This is a genomic window from Seonamhaeicola sp. ABD4_340, assembly GCF_056312135.1.
Genome location: NZ_CM149981.1, coordinates 453,612 through 472,688, shown reverse-complemented (window position 1 = coordinate 472,688; position 19,077 = coordinate 453,612). Strand labels below are relative to the sequence as shown.

The following is a 19,077-nucleotide window of genomic DNA, read 5'->3' as shown; positions in this document are numbered from 1 at the left end:
ACATGGAACAATTAAAAGATTTTAATACAGACTATAAAAAAGAAGAGGCTTATTTACGCGCGCAAAAACGTGTAAAAGATTTAAAAGGATTTTACGCTCACGCCTTGTGGTATTTGGTAATTAACATAATACTTATTGTATTAATTGGTGCAAATTCAAACGGAAATATTTGGCACTTTGGCACATTTGCAACAGCATTTTTTTGGGGCATAGGTTTAGCATTTCATGCTTTGGGGGTGTTTGGTAAAAACATATTTTTTAGTAAAAACTGGGAAGAACGCAAAATACAAGAATACATGCGTAAAGAGGAAACTGAAAAATATGAGTAACATGAGCAAACCAACCAATAATAAAAACAAACAAGCCTATTTTAAAGCCAAAGAAAAAGTAAGACATGTAAAAATATTTTACTTGCATTTGGTGGGCTATTTAATAGCTGTTGGGCTTATGGGGTACAATATTTATTACATTCATATTTATACAAGTAAATACACTAACTTTTTTACGTGGTTTAATAGTATATTTATTGTAACGTGGACGGTTTTTATTGTGCTACACTGGCGTTGGGCCATAAAAGGAAAAACCTTTTTTAGTAAAGGTTGGGAAGCAAAAAAAGCCAAAGATTATATTGAAAAACAAACCACAAAGGAAGAAACCACAATGTGGGAATAGTATAAATATCACAATTCAAAATATTTAAAAATTTACTGTAGTTATTATGAATGTTATTATTATTGAAGACGAAAAACCATCGGCACGCCGTTTGCAACGTATGTTAAGTAAATTAGGTGTTGAAGCTGAAACCATGTTACACTCTGTGGAAGAATCTATACAATGGTTTCAGGAAAACACGCATCCAGATTTAATTTTTTTAGACATACAGTTAAGTGATGGTTTATCATTTGAAATTTTTGAAACCATTAAAATAAAATCGGCTATAATTTTTACAACAGCTTATGATGAGTACGCACTACAAGCATTCAAATTAAACAGTATAGATTATTTACTTAAACCAATTGATACTGATGAATTAGAAAATGCAGTAGTAAAATATCAAGAAAATGCGCCTAAAAAACAAGCTGTAACTTTAGATTTTACCGATATTAAAAATCTGTTAGTGAATCCTTTAGATAGAGAATACAAAAAACGATTTTCAGTAAAAGTTGGTCAGCATTTAAAGCTTATAAATGTTGATGACATTGAATGTATTTATTCTGAAAACAAAGGCACTTATTTGTTTACAACTGATGGCAGAAACTATTTGTTAGATAAAACTTTAGATCAACTTGAAGAAGATTTAGAACCACAAACCTTTTACCGCATTAACCGAAAGTTTTATGTAAATATTAACGCCATAAAAGATATGGTAAGCTATACCAACTCACGTTTACAAATAAAATTAAATATCTATAATGAGCAAGAGGTTATTGTGGCTAGAGAGCGTGTAAAAGATTTTAAAGCTTGGTTAGAGTAGTTAGTTTTAAGAAACTATTCTTTAATTCTTTTAAAAATCATCTGATTGTTTTCTGTAAATTCTAAAGGTCTATCGCCTTTAAAGCCTATTGAAAATAACATATTGTCATTATCAATTTTTTTAGCAATACATAATAATCGTTTAGTTACATTATCGTCAAAAATAGTAACAACAAAATCAACTTCTATTGGCGATTTAGAGTAGTCAACCTCATATTCCATTTTACCTCTTTTTCCTTGGAACTCGAAGTCTTTTCCGCCTAATTCAAATTTTTTCACCTTCATATACGCATAACCTTCAGCATCAAAAATAAAATATCCAATATCACCTTTATCTTCTCCTTCCCATTTTCCTACAATACTAAAATCAGAATTTTCAGAAGTGTTAAATGCAGTTAGCATTAAAGCGGTGAAAAGTAGTAAAATTATTTTTTTCATGGTTTTAGGTGTTTTAGAATTAAGTTAAGCATGGCTTAAATAAATAAAATCATTCTTCTATACGATTTTCATCAAAAGCCGAAGGTAAAAGTTTAGGTATAAACTTAACAACAAGTGGTAATAAAATAGCGCCACCAGGCAACATAAAAATGGCTAAACTTGGTATGCTTTTAAAAACATCAAGCAGTTGGTCTTGTACTTTTTTTTGTTCTTCTTGTGTTAAATCGCGCACTGTAGATTGTGTAAGCAACACCATAAGTTCTTTACTGTCTTTTAACTCTTGGTACAGGCGTTTGCGGTTTCTAGAAATAAGTTTAGTAACCATTTTACTAGAATTATTATAAAAACTTTGCACTAAATTTTTAGAGCTTAAAAGCGCAATGTTGTCTTTGTTTTCTGTGTAAAACTTATTAATGGTTGTAATAGCTTCTTTGGTGCGTTCTTTAGGTATGTTTAAGTCTGCACCAAGTTTTACTAAAAAGCGTTGTTCGTTTTTATCAATTTTTTTATCAGTCCAAGTAGCCATACACGCCAAGTCTAAAATGTAATTTTTTTCTTGGTTTGTAGTAATGTAGTTTATGGCAGTATCATATTGCAGTGGCTCACTGTTGTGGTAGCGTAAAGATGATTCAAAAAGTTTTATTAAACTTTCATCATACTGGTTTTTATGTGATTTTAAATTTAAAACCGAAAGTGTAATAGCTTCAATTGAGGCTTCAATTTGTTTTAAATAATCAATAGTAATGGTATTGTTTTTTAAATATTGTTGGTAAGCTAAAACATCAATATACAATAGGGCATTTATAATAAAATATTTAAAGTTTTTTGTAAGCACATTGGCATCAATTTGTGTGCGTTTGTGTATAAGTTTTTCTAGTTGTTCGTTGTTTTTTTTACCACCTAACAACCCTTGAAAAAATGAGGTTTTTAACTCATCAATAGCCGTATAAAAATCAATGGTACTATCAATAAACGGTATGCTTGTTTCAGCTTTGCTATGGGTATAAAATAGAGCAAGTAACAGGTTGGTTTTAGAGCGCTCTTCTTCCGTTAGGTCTTCATTTGTAATAACACCAGCAACCACATTTAGGTTGCTGCCGTAAATAAAACCACAGTTTCTTAAACCATCATAAAATTGGGTGGTATTCAAACTTAAAAAAGCAGGCGTTTGTTCTACTTCTTTCAATAATTTTTTAATCCAACCTTGTGCAGATGGGTTCATGGGGTGTTTTTTTGCTTATGTAAATGTAGTATTTAAAGCGTATAAACTAAAAATTTTTTCGTTAACAAAATTTTAACAAAACCGCTAAAACTGTTTTTTCGTAGGTATGGGCATAAATGAATTTTTAATTAACTAAATGTCAAAAATTATGAAAAAAGTTAGAAATGTTATAGGAATAGCTATTATAGCAATAGCAGGTTTCTTTATGGTGGCAGCAGATCATATTGATGCGCCCGATGTACAGGGTGGTACAAGTGATATCACCGATTTTTATGCCTTCCAAGGTGCCAATACAGATAATATGGTATTTGTAGCTAATGTACAAGGTTTGTTAAGCCCATCAGCAACAGGAGCAGCTGCTTTTGATGAAAACGTACTTATTGAATTTAATATTGATAATACAGGCGATAATGTTGAAGACCTAGTAATTCAAGCTATTCCAAGAGATGGTAAAATGTATTTCTTTGGTCCCGTAGCGCCGTCATCAACAGGTTTAAATAGTACTGTGCAAATTAATGCAACTTCAGGTGGTGTTGTAGATATTACGCCGTATGATGCCACAGAAATTATTGCTACCAATGGAGGTATGACATTTTTTGCTGGCCCAAGAGATGATCCTTTCTTTATGGATTTTGCTCAATATTCTGAAATTATTGCAGGTAATGCCACAAGTTTTAACAATCCTGGAGCCGATACTTTTGCGGGTACCAACGTAATGTCTGTTATAGTTGAAGTACCAAAATCTATGATTGGTGGTAGTGGTACCATTAATACTTGGGTTGAAGCTAAAAGAAAATAACTAACACTATTTAAAATTTAAAATTATGAAAAATATAAAAATATTAGCAGCACTTGCTGTAGCATTTGTAGCCTTTAATTGTTCAGATGATGATAATAATGATATTATGAAACCAGATCCTATAGATTTTTCGGGAACCTACGCCCAAAAAGATCAAATGGGAAGACCTGCTGTTAACACCGTTTTTGTGTCTTCAGATAGTAAAGATATGTTTAATGTAACAGTGCCATCGGCTCAAAATGCAGCATTTCAAAACATGTTTCAAACTAATTTAACAGCTTTAAGTCCTGCTTTTGCAAATGATGGAGACACCAATGCTCTTGGACAAGATGCAGCAACTTTTACAGGCCTTTTAGCTACCGATGTTTTAAATGTATCATTAGACGGAACTACTACGTTTTACGACGGAACAAACGTTTTAACAGGAAGAGCCTTGGCTGATGATGTTATTACTGTTGAACTACTACTTATTTTTGGTGGCGAAGATTTTTCTGAAAATCCAGGATTATCAAATGACAATGTTGATGCAAACGACAAACCTTTTTTAGCCTCATTCCCTTACTTGGCATCGCCATGGTAACATAAAATCCCAAGGCTTTTAAAGTCTTGGGTTTTTAACTATGCCCCAAACCTACTATAGTTAAACCCAAAAATAAAAGAATATGCAAACCAAAACCATAATAGCACTTTTTGCACTTGTTATAACCCTGAGTAGTTGTAATAAAACATCGCAAAAAGTAACCAAAAAATCAGAATACTCAGCATTTTTAAATACTACAGATAATGAGATGTTGCGTTTAGCAAAAGAAGATGTAACATTTTGGGAAAAAAAGCTTGAAAAAGAACCAAATCAATTTCCTTATTTAGCAAAACTAGCAGCATCTCAAACTGTTTTATTTAATGAAACAGCTAATATTGAATATTTAAAAAATGCCGAAAAATATTTAATAGAAGCCAACAAAAGCACGCATTATAAAAAAGCGGGTTATTTAAGAAGTTTGGCAAGAAATTACATATCGCAGCACCGTTTTAAAGAAGCACTTGAATTAGTTGAAAAAGCCGAAACCATTGGGGAAAATTTAAGAGGCACACAGTGCATGTTATTTGATGTACATTTAGAATTGGGTAATTATAAATTAGCAGAAAATTATTTAAAAAAGATTGAAGATTTTAAAGATTTCGATTTTTTAATAAGAATTGCCAAATGGTCAGACCACAAAGGAAATTTAGATGCTACCATTAATTACATGGAACGCGCTAAAGACATTGCAGAGTCTTCTAACTTAAAAGGCATGAAACAATGGGTTTACACCAATTTAGCCGATTATTACGGGCATGCCGGAAACATAAAAACATCATATAATCACTATTTAAAAGCCTTAGCGTTAAACCCCAATGATGCGTATGCCAAAAAAGGCATTGCTTGGATAGTGTATTCTTATGAAAAAAAGCCAGATGAAGCCTTAAAAATTTTAGAAACCATAACTACAACTTACAAAGCGCCAGATTATTACTTGTTAAAAGCTGAAATAGCAGCCTACAAAGGAGATAGTGAGCTTGAGCAAACACAGTTAGAATTATACAAAAAAAGTGTTAAAAACCCGCAGTATGGCCACATGTATAATACACATAATGTACTTTTGCATGCCGAAGAATCAGGGCGTTTTGATGAGGTTTTAAGTGCAGCTTTTTCTGAAATAGAAAATAGAGCTACACCACAAACTTACAGCTTGCTTGCGTGGGTTTACTTCAATAATAACCAAAAAGAAAATGCATTAACAATAATGCAAAACCATGTAGTAGGCAAAACGTTTGAGCCAGAAGCATTATATCATTTAGCCCAAATTTACAAAGCAAATGGTATGCTTGATGAAGCCAAAAAACTAAAACAAGAGTTGCTAGAAAGTAGCTTTGAACTTGGCCCTATTACAACCAAAAAAATACAAAATATTTAATTATGACTAAAAAACTAACCACACTACTCTTTAGCTTGCTAATGTTGTTTATTTTCTCAAATAGTAATGCTCAACAACTTAAAGGACACGTAAAAAATACTAAAAAGCAACCTTTAGAAGCCGCATATATTTACAATTTAAACTCAAAAAGTCATGCACACTCATTGGAAACTGGCGCGTTTATTTTAAATGATACAAAGGCGGGCGATTCTATTAAAATTGGACTCTTAGGTTACAATACTAAAATAATAGCTGTAGAGAATTTGCAAGAGCATATGGCTATTCAATTATCTGAAAAAATATATAGTTTAGATGAATTGGTGATTTCTGAACAGTTAAATGCGTTAAGCACTATTACTGATTTAGATTTGAATACAAACCCCGTAAAATCATCACAAGAAATATTACGCAAAGTACCAGGTTTAATTATTGGTCAGCATGCTGGTGGCGGTAAAGCCGAACAAATATTTTTACGCGGTTTTGATATTGATCATGGTACTGATATTGCACTGTCTGTTGATGGTATGCCCGTAAATATGGTATCTCACGCGCACGGACAAGGCTACAGTGATTTACACTTTATTATACCTGAAACCGTAAATAAAATAGATTTTGGTAAAGGGCCGTATTATGCCAATAAAGGCGATTTTAACACTGCGGGTTATGTAGATTTTTCAACTAAAGATTACTTAAATAACAGCGAAATTTCATTTGGTTTAGGGCAATTTAATACATCTCGCGTGTTAGGTATGTTTAATTTGCTTGATAACGTGAATAATCAACATGCGTATTTAGCCATTGAAAATTTACAAAGCGATGGCCCTTTTGAGTCTCCACAAAATTTCAACAGACTTAATATGTTTGGAAAATATGTGTTTTTAACACCTTCAAACGATAAAATAACGCTAACGGCATCACATTTTACAAGTACTTGGGATGCTTCGGGCCAAATTCCTGTAAGAGCTGTTAATAGCGGATTAATTTCAAGATTTGGCGCTATTGATGATACTGAAGGTGGCACAACAGATAGAACCAATTTCAATGTAAGCTTCACAAAACAAGTTAGTGATAATACTACGTTTAAAACCAACGCTTTTTACAGTAATTATAATTTTGAATTGTTTTCAAATTTCACCTTCTTTTTAGATGATGAAGACAACGGAGACCAAATTAAACAAAAGGAAAACAGAAATATTTTTGGCTTAAACACTGCTTTTACAACCGAAACATTTTTAAATGAAACCGAAGTAAATTTAAATTACGGGTTGTCTTTTAGACATGATATTTCAAACAACAATGAATTATCAAAAACTATAAATAAAACAACGCTAAACGAAGCTGTTCAGTTAGGAGATATCAATCAAACCAACACATCGGCGTTTTTTAATACCGCTTTCACAAAAGGTAAATTTACGTTTGCACCTGGTATTAGGTTAGATAATTACAAGTTTATTTACAAAGACAAACTTAATAATACAGGCAGAACACAGTCTGAAAGCAAAACTATTTTCAGTCCTAAATTAAACTTGTTTTACACGGCAAATAACAATTTAAAATGGTTTTTAAAATCGGGTATTGGTTTTCATTCCAACGATACGCGTGTGGTTGTTACCAATGCTGAAGAGAATATACTACCAAAAGCGTATGGTGTAGATTTTGGTAATATTTGGAAACCCACAAAAAACCTTTTCATTAATACAGCACTTTGGTACTTGTATTTACAACAAGAGTTTGTGTATGTTGGTGATGCTGGTGTGGTTGAACCTAGCGGAAAAACAGAGCGCTATGGCGTAGATTTTGGTGTGCGCTATCAGTTTTCAGATTATTTATATTTTAATACCGATGCTACATATACCAAAGCCAGAAGTATTGAAGAAGATGAAGGTAATGATTACATTCCGTTGGCACCAGATTTTACTGTAACTGGTGGTTTGTCTCTGCAAGATTATAAAGGCTTTTCAGGAAGTATTAACTACAGATATTTAGATGATAGACCTGCTAATGAAGATAACAGTATTGTAGCCGATGGTTATTTTGTAACCGATATAAATGCTAACTATACTGTTAAAAATATAACCTTTGGTGTTGTTATTGAAAATCTTTTTGATACTGAGTGGAACGAAACACAATTTGCTACAGAATCTAGATTACAAAATGAAACCGCTCCGGTTGAAGAAATTCATTTTACACCAGGTACACCATTTTTTATAAAAGGGGTTATAAGCTATAAATTTTAAAAATTCTCTAAGAACTATTGGCAAGGGATTGCTAATTTTTTGGTTGGTTTGCAAGGAAAGTTACTTAATTAGAAATAATTAGGTGCTTTCCTTTCTTTTTTGTTAGCAAGTCAATAAAATAGAGAGAGCAAGTTGTTATTATTTTAAAACAAAAAAATAATAATTGAAGTATTAAAAAAAACAGGAGTTTCCTTATGAATTGTTTTCAACAACACCTAAAGTGTAAAGTTGTTCTAGAGTAGGTGTTATACTGCCGCCGGCGGGCTCTAAAGTAATACCAAATGCCTGAGATTGGTTGGCGTTTTCTATAGTGAATATTTTATTTTCGTCTGTGTTAAAATCATCTAATGTGCCTAAACTAGTTGGACTTAACGGATTTAAAGTTAAAGACCAAACTTGATACACTTTACCATCTGGAGGTGTTGGTAAACCTTGCACATCTAAATAAATATTATTGGTTTTTTTATCCCAATAAACTTTTGCGTAAGCATCGGGGTAAACGGTTTGTCCTGCAAGTGGTACCGCAATAATATCTCGGTCTCTTAAAACCGAAATAAGATGTTTGGCATCTTTTAAGCTGTTATTAGCTTTTTCAATTTCAAATTCTAATAATTGCTCATTTACAGTTGCAACATTAATTTCAGATTGTAACACATTATTTTTATTTACAGTCCACAATAAACCAGCTCCTAAAATTATAGCAGCTGCCCAACCAGAATATGTTAGCCAATTATATTTAGGTTTTATTGAAACTATTTTGGTGTTTTTAAAACCTAATTTTTCTTTTAAATGTTGAACCGTTTTTTTAGGATTGTGTGTTGAGGTTGCTGCTGTAAGTTTAACTACAGCGCTTTCTATTTCTAAAACCTCTTGCAAAATTTCAGGATGTTTTTGCATAAGCGCGTACACCTCTTTGTTTTCTTTTTCAGAAAGGGTGCCGGCTACGTATAGCTCTAAAATTCCAGATTCTATGTATGCTTTTATATCCATTTTTTAATTAAGCACTAATTCTCGTAATGCTTTAATGCAATTTCGGTTTCTTGTTTTTATAGTGCCAATTGGCATGTTTAATGTTTCTGAAGCTTCGCTTTGTGTATAACCTTTAAAATATAGTAGGTTAATTAGTTTTTTACAGTTATCGGCTAGTTTGTTAACAAACGTTTTTATACCAATAGCATCGGTTTTATTATCTAAATTATCAGAGGCTTCTATAATGTTTACGAAAAAATCGGCATTAAGGTTTTGTTTATTTTTCTTAAAATTTTTTGAGCGTGTTTTATCAATGGCTGCGTTTCGGGCAATATTTAAAATCCACGTAAAAAATCTACCTTTGCTACTGTTGTATGTGTGCGCTTTATCCCAAGCTTTAATAAACACATCTTGTGTAATTTCATCAGCTAAATCACTGTTTTTCAAAATATTAAAAACAACACCGTGAATGCTTTGGCTATACATAGTGTATAAAGCCTCAAAAGCTTGTTCGTCTTTATTCTGAAAATTTTTTACAAGAGTGTCTAGTTGCATGCAATACTGCGTGTTTCTTTTTTTAAGAAATTTTTGGTGAATTTAGGTTATAATTTAGTTGAAACCAAAAGCAAAGGCATTAAATAGCATTTTCTAATACATTTACTAAGTTTTCAATCATGGTTGTGCCTTTTCGTAATTGCTCTTTTGATATAAACTCATTGGCTCTGTGTGCTTGTTTTATAGAGCCTGGGCCACAAATAATACTTTCAAAACCAGCATTGGCAAAATGGCCAGCTTCTGATGCATATGAAACCGTACTCCATTTGTAATTGCCTGTTATTTTGCCAATTAAATTAACAGCGCTAGATGTTTGGTGTGTGTTTAAAGCGGGTACAACAGGATGGTTTTCAACAACACTAATTTTAAAACCAGGAAACAATGCTTGCTGTAGTTTTTCTCTGCCAGCACAAAAGTTTAATAAATCTAAGTGTAATTGGTTAGCATTGTCTTTTGGTAAACATCGAATATCTAATGATAGTGTAGCTTTGTTTGCTATTATATTGGCCGCAATGCCACCATTAATAGTACCAACATGTAATGATGAATGTGGCGGATTAAAACGCTCATCTTTACTAATTTGTATGAGGCTGTTCATTTTTTCTTCGGCCCAAAGTACAATTTTAGCAGCTTCGTGTACAGCACTTACTTCTTGTTTAATACGGCTACTATGGCCTTGAGAACCGTTAATAGTAATATCTAAAATATGAATACTTTTTTGCCCAATAATAGGTTGTAGCATTGATGGTTCTCCAATAATGGCATATTGGGGTGTTTCGGTATAGCTTTTTTTTAAATGATTTATTAGTGATTTGGCAGCTAAACATCCAATTTCTTCATCATAAGTAAATGCAAAATAAATGGGTTTTTGTAGTGGTGCTTTTACCATTTTAGGCAACACAGATAGGCAACAGGCTAAAAACCCTTTCATATCGCAACTACCGCGGGCGTATAAATTACCGTCACCTTTATCAATTAGTTCAAAGGGGTTAGTTTCCCAAGGTTGGCCACTTACAGGCACAACATCGGTGTGGCCAGAAAGTATAACACCGCCATCAACAGCTGGCCCAATACGGCAATGTAGTGAAGCTTTGGTGTAATCTTCATTAGGAACTAAAAAAGTGGTTACACCAAAGCTTTCAATATAATTTTTAATCCAATTAATAATATCTAAATTAGAATCGCCTCCTAAAACAGAAAATGATACTAATTTTTCTAGAATTTGTTGGGTTGTCATTAAAATTGAGATTTATTAGTTTTCTCTAAGGTAAGTATTCACCTCAATAGCAACATCTTCCCAAGTCTTACTAACACCGTCTGGCCCTTTATGTAAATCAAAACATACTTTGTTTAAAGCAGCTAAAGCGTCAAGCGCATTCCAGTCTTTTAAATTCATAACACCGCTTAAAGTAACGCGTCTTTCATCAGTAATTTTAACATCTAAAGGTAAATTGTTGGTAACGCCATTCATTGTTAAAGATGCTACATATTTATTGTCTGCAACTTTAATGGTGCCTTTAATAAATTCAGTGTCTAACATAGTGCCAAAAAACGATTCTTTAATTTTAGCATCGCGGGTGTTAGTAGCATCATTTGTAAATACGCTACTAATAGGAATTGAAAATGTTAGGTTATTTAAGGCTTCTTGTGGAGATGCGCCCGATTTCTCATCAAAATTTAATACTGTAAATTCGCCACCAACACCTAATTTCTCAGTTGTTTTATAAGCGGTCCATTTAACTGATGTTGCTTCAGGTTTTACAACAAACTGCGTTGTTTTTTCTGTAGCTTCTGTTTCAGTAATTTTTGTGTCTTTTTTTTCGTTTTTACAAGCAACAATACTTAATGTAAAAACTAATAATAAAAAACTAATCTTTTTCATGTGGATTGTAAGTTTTTAAAGGTTTTTTATTGTGAAATTTTATAGTGTGAAGGTAATCATTATTAGGCTAACATCAAATTAAAGACATGATATATGTCATATTTTAATAACGCCATTGCCTGTAGTTTTGTAGCATAACAGTTAGGTATGTTAAAAGCGTTAATAAATAAATATAATATTGCGGGGCCGCGTTATACAAGTTACCCAACGGTGCCTTATTGGAATGCTAATACGTTTTCTTTAAAAAATTGGCAGGCATCAATGGCTAAATCTTTAAATGAAAGTAATTTAAAAGAAGGTATAAGTCTGTATATTCATTTACCATTTTGCGAAAGTTTATGCACATTTTGCGGATGTAACAAGCGTATTACAAAACAACACAGCGTAGAAAACCCGTACATAAACGCCGTACTAAAAGAATGGCGTTTGTATTTACTATTGTTTAATGAAAAACCAGTAATTAAAGAGTTGCATTTAGGTGGTGGTACACCAACATTTTTTAGTGCTGAAAATTTAAAATTACTCATAAAAGGTATTTTAAATGATGCTGTTTTAGCCAATAATTATGAGTTTAGTTTTGAAGGACACCCAAATAACACCACCAAAGAACACTTACAAACCTTATTTAATTTAGGTTTTAAACGCGTTAGTTTTGGTGTGCAAGATTATAATGAAACAGTACAAAAAGCTATACATAGAATACAGCCTTTTGAAAACGTAAAACGCGTTACAGAAGCTGCAAGAAATATTGGTTACACATCTGTAGGGCATGATATTATTTTTGGTTTACCGTTTCAAACATTACAACATGTAAAAGAAACTATTTTAAAAACCAAGGCATTATTACCAGACAGATTAGCTTTTTACAGCTACGCACATGTGCCGTGGATAAAAGGAAATGGCCAACGAGGTTTTAGTGATGAAGATTTGCCATCGGCAGCTTTAAAACGAAGCCAATATGAGTTAGGAAAACAGCTGTTAGCACAGGTAGGCTATCATGAAATAGGAATGGATCACTTTGCGCTAACTTCTGATAGTTTATACAAATCAATGCAAAACGGAGATTTACACCGTAATTTTATGGGTTATACAGCCTCTAAAACGCAGGCAATGATTGGTTTAGGTGTATCATCAATAAGTGATAGTTGGTATGGTTTTTCGCAAAATGTAAAAGGTATTGAAACGTATTATCAACTTTTAGAAAAAGATGTCATTCCTGTTTATCGTGGACATATTTTGAACGAGGAAGATTTGATAATAAGAAAGCATATTCTTAACTTAATGTGCAGGTTTAAAACCTCTTGGAGTAAAAATAACTTGTATTTTAACGAGCTTCCAGAAACGTTAATACGATTGAAGGAAATGGAAACCGACGGATTAATCAATATAAATTCAAAAAGTATTGAGGTAACTAAAAAAGGACAGCCATTTGTTAGAAATGTGTGTATGGCGTTTGATTTGCTATTGAAACGTAAACAACCCAACACGCAATTGTTTTCAATGACTGTTTAGTTTAAACTAAAAAAAAGAAAGAACATGGAAAAAATAATTGTACCCGTAGATTTTTCAGAGTATTCTGAATATGCATTAAAAGCTGCTGCAAAATTAGCAGAAAAAAATAATGCCGAAGTTTTAGCATTACACATGCTAGAAATGCCAGAAATAATGCTTACTAGTAGTGGTGAAGAACCTCAAAGAGTAATTTACTTCTTAAAATTAGCCGAACAAAAGTTTCAAAGCTTTTTAAATAAAAACTATCTGCAAAATATTAAAGTTACGCCCATAGTAAAACATTTTAAAGTGTTTAGCGAAGTTAATGAAGTTGCAAAAGAACAAGGCGCAGATTTAATTGTAATGGGATCGCACGGTGTAAGTGGTGCTAAAGAATTTTTTGTAGGTTCAAATACAGAGCGCGTTGTACGTAATGCCGATGTGCCAGTTTTGGTGATAAAAAACGATATAGCCGATGTTAATTTTGATGTAGTTGTTTTGGCTTGCAATTTTTCTGAAGAATGTTTGGCTTCTTACATAAAGGCCTCAAAAATATGTAATGAAATGAATTCTAAACTGTATTTGGTACACGTAAACTTACCAAATGATGGTTTTAAAAGTTCTGTTGAAATTGAAAAACAAGTAGTAAACTTTTTTACTAAAGCTGAAAAGAATTTAGATAAAATGGAAGATGTTTATTACGTTAACGATTATACCGTTGAAGATGGTATTATTAATAGTGCCAATAAATTGGGAGCAGATTTAATAATTATGCCAACACATGGCAGAAAAGGATTAGCTCACTTTTTTCAAGGTAGCATAAGTGAAGATGTTGCAAACCACTCAACACTACCAGTTATGACCTTTAAATTATAGAATAGTGTGATTTTTTAGATAATTAGTTTTTGTTAAAAAGCGCCGAAACTGTGTGTGATTTCGGCGCTTTTTTCATGTTTAATTATTAGGTAAAACTAAAATGTTAAATAAACTAGCTTTAGTTTTTAAAAATAAGTTTTCAATATCAATAGCTTTTAATTTTGATTCTATTAGCTTAGCTTCTCTGTAATTTACTAGAAATAAAGAACTTTCGCCTAAAAAGAATTTACGTTCTTCAGCAGATAATAAGGTTTCATAATCTTTAACAATAGTAGTGGTGTAATTAGTTTGTTGCGTGTAAGAGTCTAATTGATTGCTTAATGCATTTACCTTATTTTTTAATGCTACTTCAGTGTTTAAAATTTCTAACTTGGTATCTTGTAATTTTAGTTTAGCAAGTTTTAGGTTGCTGCGTTCTTTTCTTAAAAACAATGGAAAACTTATGTTTAATCCGCTTTTGTAAGCCGATGTACTAAAAGATCGTACAACATCGGGTGTTTCAGATAAAAAATTGTATTGCAAATCTATTTGTGGTAGAAGTTCATTGAGTTTTAGGCGTTTTTCAATATTTAAACTTTGGTATTTTAAATCTAGAGCTTGCAATTTGGGGTGGTTATTTATTTCAAAATTTTCAATATTAAAATTTAAAGTGTTTAGGGTTAAATCTACAGTTGTTTTAGTATCAATATCAGGTATAACACCAGCTTCAAGCTCAATTGGTGTATTGTTGTCTAGCCATAAATAGTTTGAAATTTCTAAAGAAGATTTAATAAAGTTTATACGAGCCTTTTCTAAATTAAGCTTTCTACTGGTTAATGTTATATGTGCTTCAAGTGTGTCAATGGCGGGTTTATCGCCAGCTTCAAAACTAGTTTTGGTGTTTTTAAAGCGTATTTGGGCGTTAGCCAAAAAGGTTTCGTACACTGTTTTTTCATTGTAATGTTTTAACCAATTAAAATACGTTTCTGTGGCTTTGTACAAAATATTGTTTATGGCCAATTGCCTTTTGGCCTGGGCTTGTTTTACGTATAATTTAGACTGTTTTAGGGTAGCCATACGCTCATTGGTTAATAACCCTCTGGCCACTGGTACAGATACGCCAACACTGTATAAGCCATCTAACGGCACATTGTTTTCTGGGTTTAAATATTCGCCAGTATTTTCTTCAAGATTACCTTTTAATTCAATGCCAAACCATGTTGGTATTTTAAATGTAGTGTTTAATTTGTCGTAATATTCAGTGTTTTTAAACTTCTTTCGGTTGTAATCAACCTCAAGTTTGGGGTCAAAAGCACCACGGGCTTTCATAAGTTTTGCTTCGCTTTCGCTTAAAGCTATATTGGCTTGTTTTACAATGGGGTGAAATGATTTTACGTAGCCTAAATACTCTGAAAGCGATATAACCGATGTGCTATCTTGGGCATTTAAATAGCTTGAGGTTATGGTTAATAAAATGCTTAAAAGTAAGTATCTCATGGTGTTACTTTTTTTGTTTTTTGCTGGTAGTTTGTGGCTGGTAATAGTTTGGTGGGAAACTGTTTAGTTGTCTCCATAATTCAAACCAAATAGGCACATCGTCTAGCAAAGCAATGGTTTGTGCACCAGAGCCAACTCTTAAGGCCTCTGGCCATTGATGATCGGTTTCATCTGGCGCCAATAAAACACGGTATTTACCATTGGCGCTAATATAGGTTTCTATAGCTACAATTTTAGCACCGTAAGTACCGTATGATACGTTGGGCCAACCGTTAAAAACAATGGCAGGCCAACCATCAAACTGAATGCGTACTTTTTCACCAATGTGAACCAGAGGTAAATCTATTGGTTTTACATAGGTTTCTACCGCCAAATCATAATCTGAAGGCATTATGTTAACCAATGCTTCACCTTCTTTAAAGGTAACACCAATACCGCCCGTTAATGCCTTGTTTATGTAGCCGTTTTGTGGTGCTGTAACATATAGTAAACTGTTACGTTTTTTGTAGTTTGAAAATGCGTTTTCAAGTTTGTTAACCTGCGCTTCGGTATCAAATTTGCTAGACTCTGCCGTGTACATATCACTTTGCGCTTTAGATATTTTATCAATGTAGTAACTTTTAAGTCTAGAGAGTTCTAAATTGGCGTTAATTACTTCGTTTTTAGCAGCTAAAAATTTGTTTTGTTGTGAAATGTACTTGGCTTGATTTTCTTGTAACTTAAGTTGCTTTTCTTCAACATCTTTTACGGCTTTTAAACCTTCATTTTGAAGCGTTTGTGTACGGTTAAATTGGGTTTGTGCTATGTTTAAATTAGTTTGTGCAGCTTGTAAATCTATACTATCACTTTTTACTTTTAATTGCGATTGTAATAATTTGTTTTTTGCTTGCTGAAGTTTTAAAACTTGCTCATTTTGTAAAGCGTTTATTTGATTTTTTAAAGCTTGTACTTTGCTTGAATATGCTGTTACAGATGACGCTTTTGCTTTTAATTGATTGTTGGTTCTTTCAACAAGTTTGTCATCAAAATAATCTGTTTTTATTTCAGAAATTCTTAAAATAGTATCTCCTTTTTTAACGTATGCGCCCTCTTGTATAAACCATTGTTCTATTCTGCCAGGAATAGGTGATTGTATGGTTTGCGGACGCTGATTGGGTTTTAGTGTTGTTACAATGCCTTGGCCAGTAATATTTTGTGTCCAGGGTAAAAACAGCACTATTAATAAAATAATGGCTGCAGCTAATAAAAACTTATTAAAGTATTTAAAGTAGCTTTTTTTTATAATGTAGTTAGCAGATTTGTACTCTGTAATATCTACTTTTTTTAGTGTATTGTTAGATATATTTAGCATGCTATTAGTTTTTTATTTTACCTTGTTCTAGAGTTATTATTTGCGTGCATTTGTTTATCCATGCGCTGCTACTACTTACAACAACTAAACCCCAAGGCCTGTCTTTATGCGTTAAATATTCTATTATGGTTTGAGTTTCTTGTTTGTTAAATCTATCAAGGGCATCTTCAAGAATTAAAACTTTTGGTGCTTTTAAAATGGCTCTTGCCAATACTATTTTTTTTGAAATAGTGTATGAAAGTCGTTTTCCGTCTGGGTAAAGTACGGTGTTTAGTCCTTCGGGTTGTTCTCTTAAAAATGATTTTAAGCCAACTGTTTCTAAAACATTGTAAATAGCTTCGGTAGTAATATTTTCATTGCCAAATGTTAAGTTTTCTTTTATAGTGCCTTCAAAAGGAGATTCATCAGACAGTGATAAACCTAATTGAGATCTGTAATGGTTTAATTTTAAGCTGTTTATAGACATGTTGTTTACGTAAACATTGCCCGCTGTTGCTGTAATTACACCCGAAATTAACCTAAGTAAAGTAGATTTACCCGAGCCACTTTCGCCTTTAATTAATATTCTACTTTTAGGTTCAATATTTAAAGAAATATTTTGAAGTATAGGTTTGTTTCTGTCTGAAACACTGTATGTTATGTTTTCTAACTCAATGTTTATATTTTTTGAGTATTCTGGTGTGTCTCCTTCTTGACTTTCAAGTTCTTTGTCTACAATTTGGCCTATTTTTTCTAATGATGTTAAGGTGTCATAAAATGGTTCTAAACCTAAAATTAGTTTTTCAACCGATGCTATAATTAAAATAATAATAATTTCGGCGGCAACAAATTGGCCAATATTCATTTCTTGGTTTAATACCAAAGCACCACCAATGAGTAGCAAACTAGCTGTAACTATAACTTTAAAACTTATAAGTTGAATGAACTGAAGCATTAGTATTTTAAAATGACTTTCGCGTGCTTTTAAATAGTTACCTACTAAAACATCATTTTTACTTAAACCTAAATTAGTACTCCCTGATAGTTTGAAACTATGAATAGAGCGTGCTATTTCTTGAATCCAGTGGGCTACTTTGTATTTACTTTTAGATTCTTTTAAACTGGTATCTAAACCTTTTTTAGCTGTAAATTTTATAACAACTAAAACAAGAACCAATAACAGTAAACCAAAAATGATAAAAAACGGATGGTAAAAAGAAAGTAGTATGAGTGCAAAAATAATTTGTAAAACTGCAGTTGGAACATCAATTAAAATTTTTGATAAGCTTTTTTGAATGGTAATGGTATCAAAAAACCTATTGGCTAATTCTGGCGGATAATAATTACGTAATTCAGCCATTTTAATTTTTGGAAATCTGTAAGCCAATTCAAAAGACGATTTTGTAAAAATACGCTGCTGTATGGTTTCAATAATGCGTAGTTGCATAAGTTGTAGCGCTCCTGAAAATGCTACACCAATAGTAACTAAAATAACCAAAATAACCCACGATGTAGATATTTGTGCACCTTGAATTAAGTTAATAATAGCTTGTATACCAAGTGGTAGCGAAAGCGCTACTAAACCCGAAAAAATGGCATAATAAAAAATTTGAAAAATATCTTTTTTCTCCAGTTCTAGTAAGCCAATAAGCCTAAGCCAAGGCGTTTTTTGTTTTTTCATACAATTTGATTGTTAATAGTGTTGAAAACTAAATTTTTTATGAACGCCGCTGGCGAAACATTTTCATCACAATCAGTAATAGATTTAAAGTGGTCTTTTAAATAGTGTTGGTGTAAGCTGCTTTCAATAATGGTACTTGCAAGACTAGATGCATATTGGTAATTGGGGTTAAGCGCAGTAATCATATCTCTTAACCTATATACAATACGTTTGTAAATAATAAAATAACCTTCTTTATTTTCTTGGTCAACTTCTTTTGTTAAATAAGATTTTGAGTTTTCACTAATAATAATCTTATTTAAAATAACTTCATTTATATGCATAAAGTTAGCATCTTGTTGGGTGGGCCTTGAAACAATTTCAATGGCTTTGGTTAGCTTTTCTTTGGTGTTTAAATTATGAGTTTCAAGCACTAATTGGTATTCTACCCAACACCAATACCATGATGATAGGTATAAAAGAAGTTTGTGTTTGCTTTCAAAATACCTGTAAATAGAACTTTCATTAGATTCTATTAAAGCGCCTAGTTTTTTAAAGTTAAAGGCTTCAAAGCCTATTTCATTAATTAGTAAAATACTATGTTCAACTATGCGTTTCCCTAAGTTTGAAGATTCAGGGTCTTTTATATAAATTTTTTCAGGAACTGTTATTTTTAAATTTGAAAGCAGTCTATCCATTATTAATATATTTGCT

19 protein-coding genes are annotated in these 19,077 nt (G+C 32.2%); 9 read left to right on the top strand and 10 right to left on the bottom strand.

Annotated elements, in window-relative coordinates; translation table 11 throughout:
- Positions 1-2 precede the first annotated feature (2 nt).
- From ACYX4H_RS02070 to ACYX4H_RS02060, 3 genes are read left to right on the top strand one after another with little or no spacing between them, the layout of a single operon-like run.
- Positions 3-329 carry a 2TM domain-containing protein gene (locus ACYX4H_RS02070; protein WP_476237562.1) on the top strand — a complete coding sequence of 109 codons (327 nt, stop codon included), beginning with the start codon at positions 3-5 and terminating at the stop codon, positions 327-329.
- Position 330: 1 nt separating this feature from the next.
- Complete coding sequence (locus tag ACYX4H_RS02065) at positions 331-672, top strand: 2TM domain-containing protein (protein ID WP_476237560.1); 342 nt, start codon at positions 331-333, stop codon at positions 670-672.
- 46 nt (positions 673-718) lie between these two features.
- Entirely contained in the window at positions 719-1,474 is a 756-nt protein-coding gene (locus ACYX4H_RS02060; RefSeq protein WP_475295524.1) for a LytR/AlgR family response regulator transcription factor, read from the top strand.
- 14 nt (positions 1,475-1,488) lie between these two features.
- Here the strand turns inward: ACYX4H_RS02060 and ACYX4H_RS02055 are convergent, their stop codons facing one another.
- Together ACYX4H_RS02055 and ACYX4H_RS02050 are read right to left on the bottom strand one after the other, a co-directional pair.
- Positions 1,489-1,911 carry a hypothetical protein gene (locus tag ACYX4H_RS02055; protein ID WP_476237559.1) on the bottom strand — a complete coding sequence of 141 codons (423 nt, stop codon included), beginning with the start codon at positions 1,909-1,911 and terminating at the stop codon, positions 1,489-1,491.
- A 49-nt stretch (positions 1,912-1,960) separates the two neighbouring features.
- Positions 1,961-3,133 (bottom strand): LETM1-related biofilm-associated protein, encoded by a 1,173-nt coding sequence (locus ACYX4H_RS02050; protein WP_476237558.1) that lies wholly within the window; start codon positions 3,131-3,133, stop codon positions 1,961-1,963.
- Positions 3,134-3,281: 148 nt separating this feature from the next.
- Here ACYX4H_RS02050 and ACYX4H_RS02045 point away from each other — a divergent pair, with 148 nt between their 5' ends.
- The 4 genes from ACYX4H_RS02045 (at position 3,282) to ACYX4H_RS02030 (ending at position 8,124) form a co-directional block, all read left to right on the top strand.
- On the top strand, positions 3,282-3,932 hold the full coding sequence (locus tag ACYX4H_RS02045) for a DUF4331 family protein (RefSeq protein WP_476237556.1): 651 nt from the start codon (positions 3,282-3,284) through the stop codon (positions 3,930-3,932).
- 25 nt (positions 3,933-3,957) lie between these two features.
- Positions 3,958-4,512, top strand: coding sequence for a DUF4331 family protein (locus ACYX4H_RS02040; protein WP_475295520.1), 555 nt, complete (start codon positions 3,958-3,960; stop codon positions 4,510-4,512).
- An 82-nt stretch (positions 4,513-4,594) separates the two neighbouring features.
- Positions 4,595-5,887, top strand: coding sequence for a tetratricopeptide repeat protein (locus tag ACYX4H_RS02035; protein WP_476237554.1), 1,293 nt, complete (start codon positions 4,595-4,597; stop codon positions 5,885-5,887).
- Positions 5,888-5,889: 2 nt separating this feature from the next.
- Positions 5,890-8,124, top strand: a complete 2,235-nt coding sequence (locus ACYX4H_RS02030; protein WP_476237553.1) for a TonB-dependent receptor — start codon at positions 5,890-5,892, stop codon at positions 8,122-8,124.
- Positions 8,125-8,316: 192 nt separating this feature from the next.
- Here the strand turns inward: ACYX4H_RS02030 and ACYX4H_RS02025 are convergent, their stop codons facing one another.
- From ACYX4H_RS02025 to ACYX4H_RS02010, 4 genes are all read right to left on the bottom strand, one after another.
- Positions 8,317-9,114, bottom strand: a complete 798-nt coding sequence (locus ACYX4H_RS02025) for an anti-sigma factor (RefSeq protein WP_476237551.1) — start codon at positions 9,112-9,114, stop codon at positions 8,317-8,319.
- Between the two features lie 3 nt (positions 9,115-9,117).
- Positions 9,118-9,648, bottom strand: coding sequence for an RNA polymerase sigma factor (locus ACYX4H_RS02020; RefSeq protein WP_476237549.1), 531 nt, complete (start codon positions 9,646-9,648; stop codon positions 9,118-9,120).
- A gap of 79 nt (positions 9,649-9,727) precedes the next feature.
- Positions 9,728-10,885, bottom strand: coding sequence for an acetylornithine deacetylase (gene argE / locus ACYX4H_RS02015; protein WP_476237548.1), 1,158 nt, complete (start codon positions 10,883-10,885; stop codon positions 9,728-9,730).
- 15 nt (positions 10,886-10,900) lie between these two features.
- Entirely contained in the window at positions 10,901-11,530 is a 630-nt protein-coding gene (locus ACYX4H_RS02010) for a YceI family protein (RefSeq protein ID WP_476237547.1), read from the bottom strand.
- 147 nt (positions 11,531-11,677) lie between these two features.
- Between ACYX4H_RS02010 and hemN the strand changes: the two genes are divergently transcribed.
- Positions 11,678-13,042 carry an oxygen-independent coproporphyrinogen III oxidase gene (gene hemN / locus ACYX4H_RS02005; RefSeq protein WP_476237546.1) on the top strand — a complete coding sequence of 455 codons (1,365 nt, stop codon included), beginning with the start codon at positions 11,678-11,680 and terminating at the stop codon, positions 13,040-13,042.
- A gap of 24 nt (positions 13,043-13,066) precedes the next feature.
- On the top strand, positions 13,067-13,897 hold the full coding sequence (locus tag ACYX4H_RS02000; RefSeq protein WP_475295512.1) for a universal stress protein: 831 nt from the start codon (positions 13,067-13,069) through the stop codon (positions 13,895-13,897).
- Positions 13,898-13,975: 78 nt separating this feature from the next.
- Here the strand turns inward: ACYX4H_RS02000 and ACYX4H_RS01995 are convergent, their stop codons facing one another.
- From ACYX4H_RS01995 to ACYX4H_RS01980, 4 genes are read right to left on the bottom strand one after another with little or no spacing between them, the layout of a single operon-like run.
- Entirely contained in the window at positions 13,976-15,373 is a 1,398-nt protein-coding gene (locus tag ACYX4H_RS01995; RefSeq protein ID WP_476237545.1) for a TolC family protein, read from the bottom strand.
- Positions 15,374-15,377: 4 nt separating this feature from the next.
- Entirely contained in the window at positions 15,378-16,724 is a 1,347-nt protein-coding gene (locus ACYX4H_RS01990; protein ID WP_476237543.1) for an HlyD family secretion protein, read from the bottom strand.
- Positions 16,725-16,728: 4 nt separating this feature from the next.
- Entirely contained in the window at positions 16,729-18,384 is a 1,656-nt protein-coding gene (locus tag ACYX4H_RS01985) for a peptidase domain-containing ABC transporter (RefSeq protein ID WP_476237541.1), read from the bottom strand.
- Positions 18,381-19,061, bottom strand: coding sequence for a TetR/AcrR family transcriptional regulator (locus ACYX4H_RS01980; RefSeq protein ID WP_476237540.1), 681 nt, complete (start codon positions 19,059-19,061; stop codon positions 18,381-18,383). Before ACYX4H_RS01980 ends, ACYX4H_RS01985 begins: the two co-directional genes overlap by 4 nt.
- Positions 19,062-19,077 lie beyond the last annotated feature (16 nt).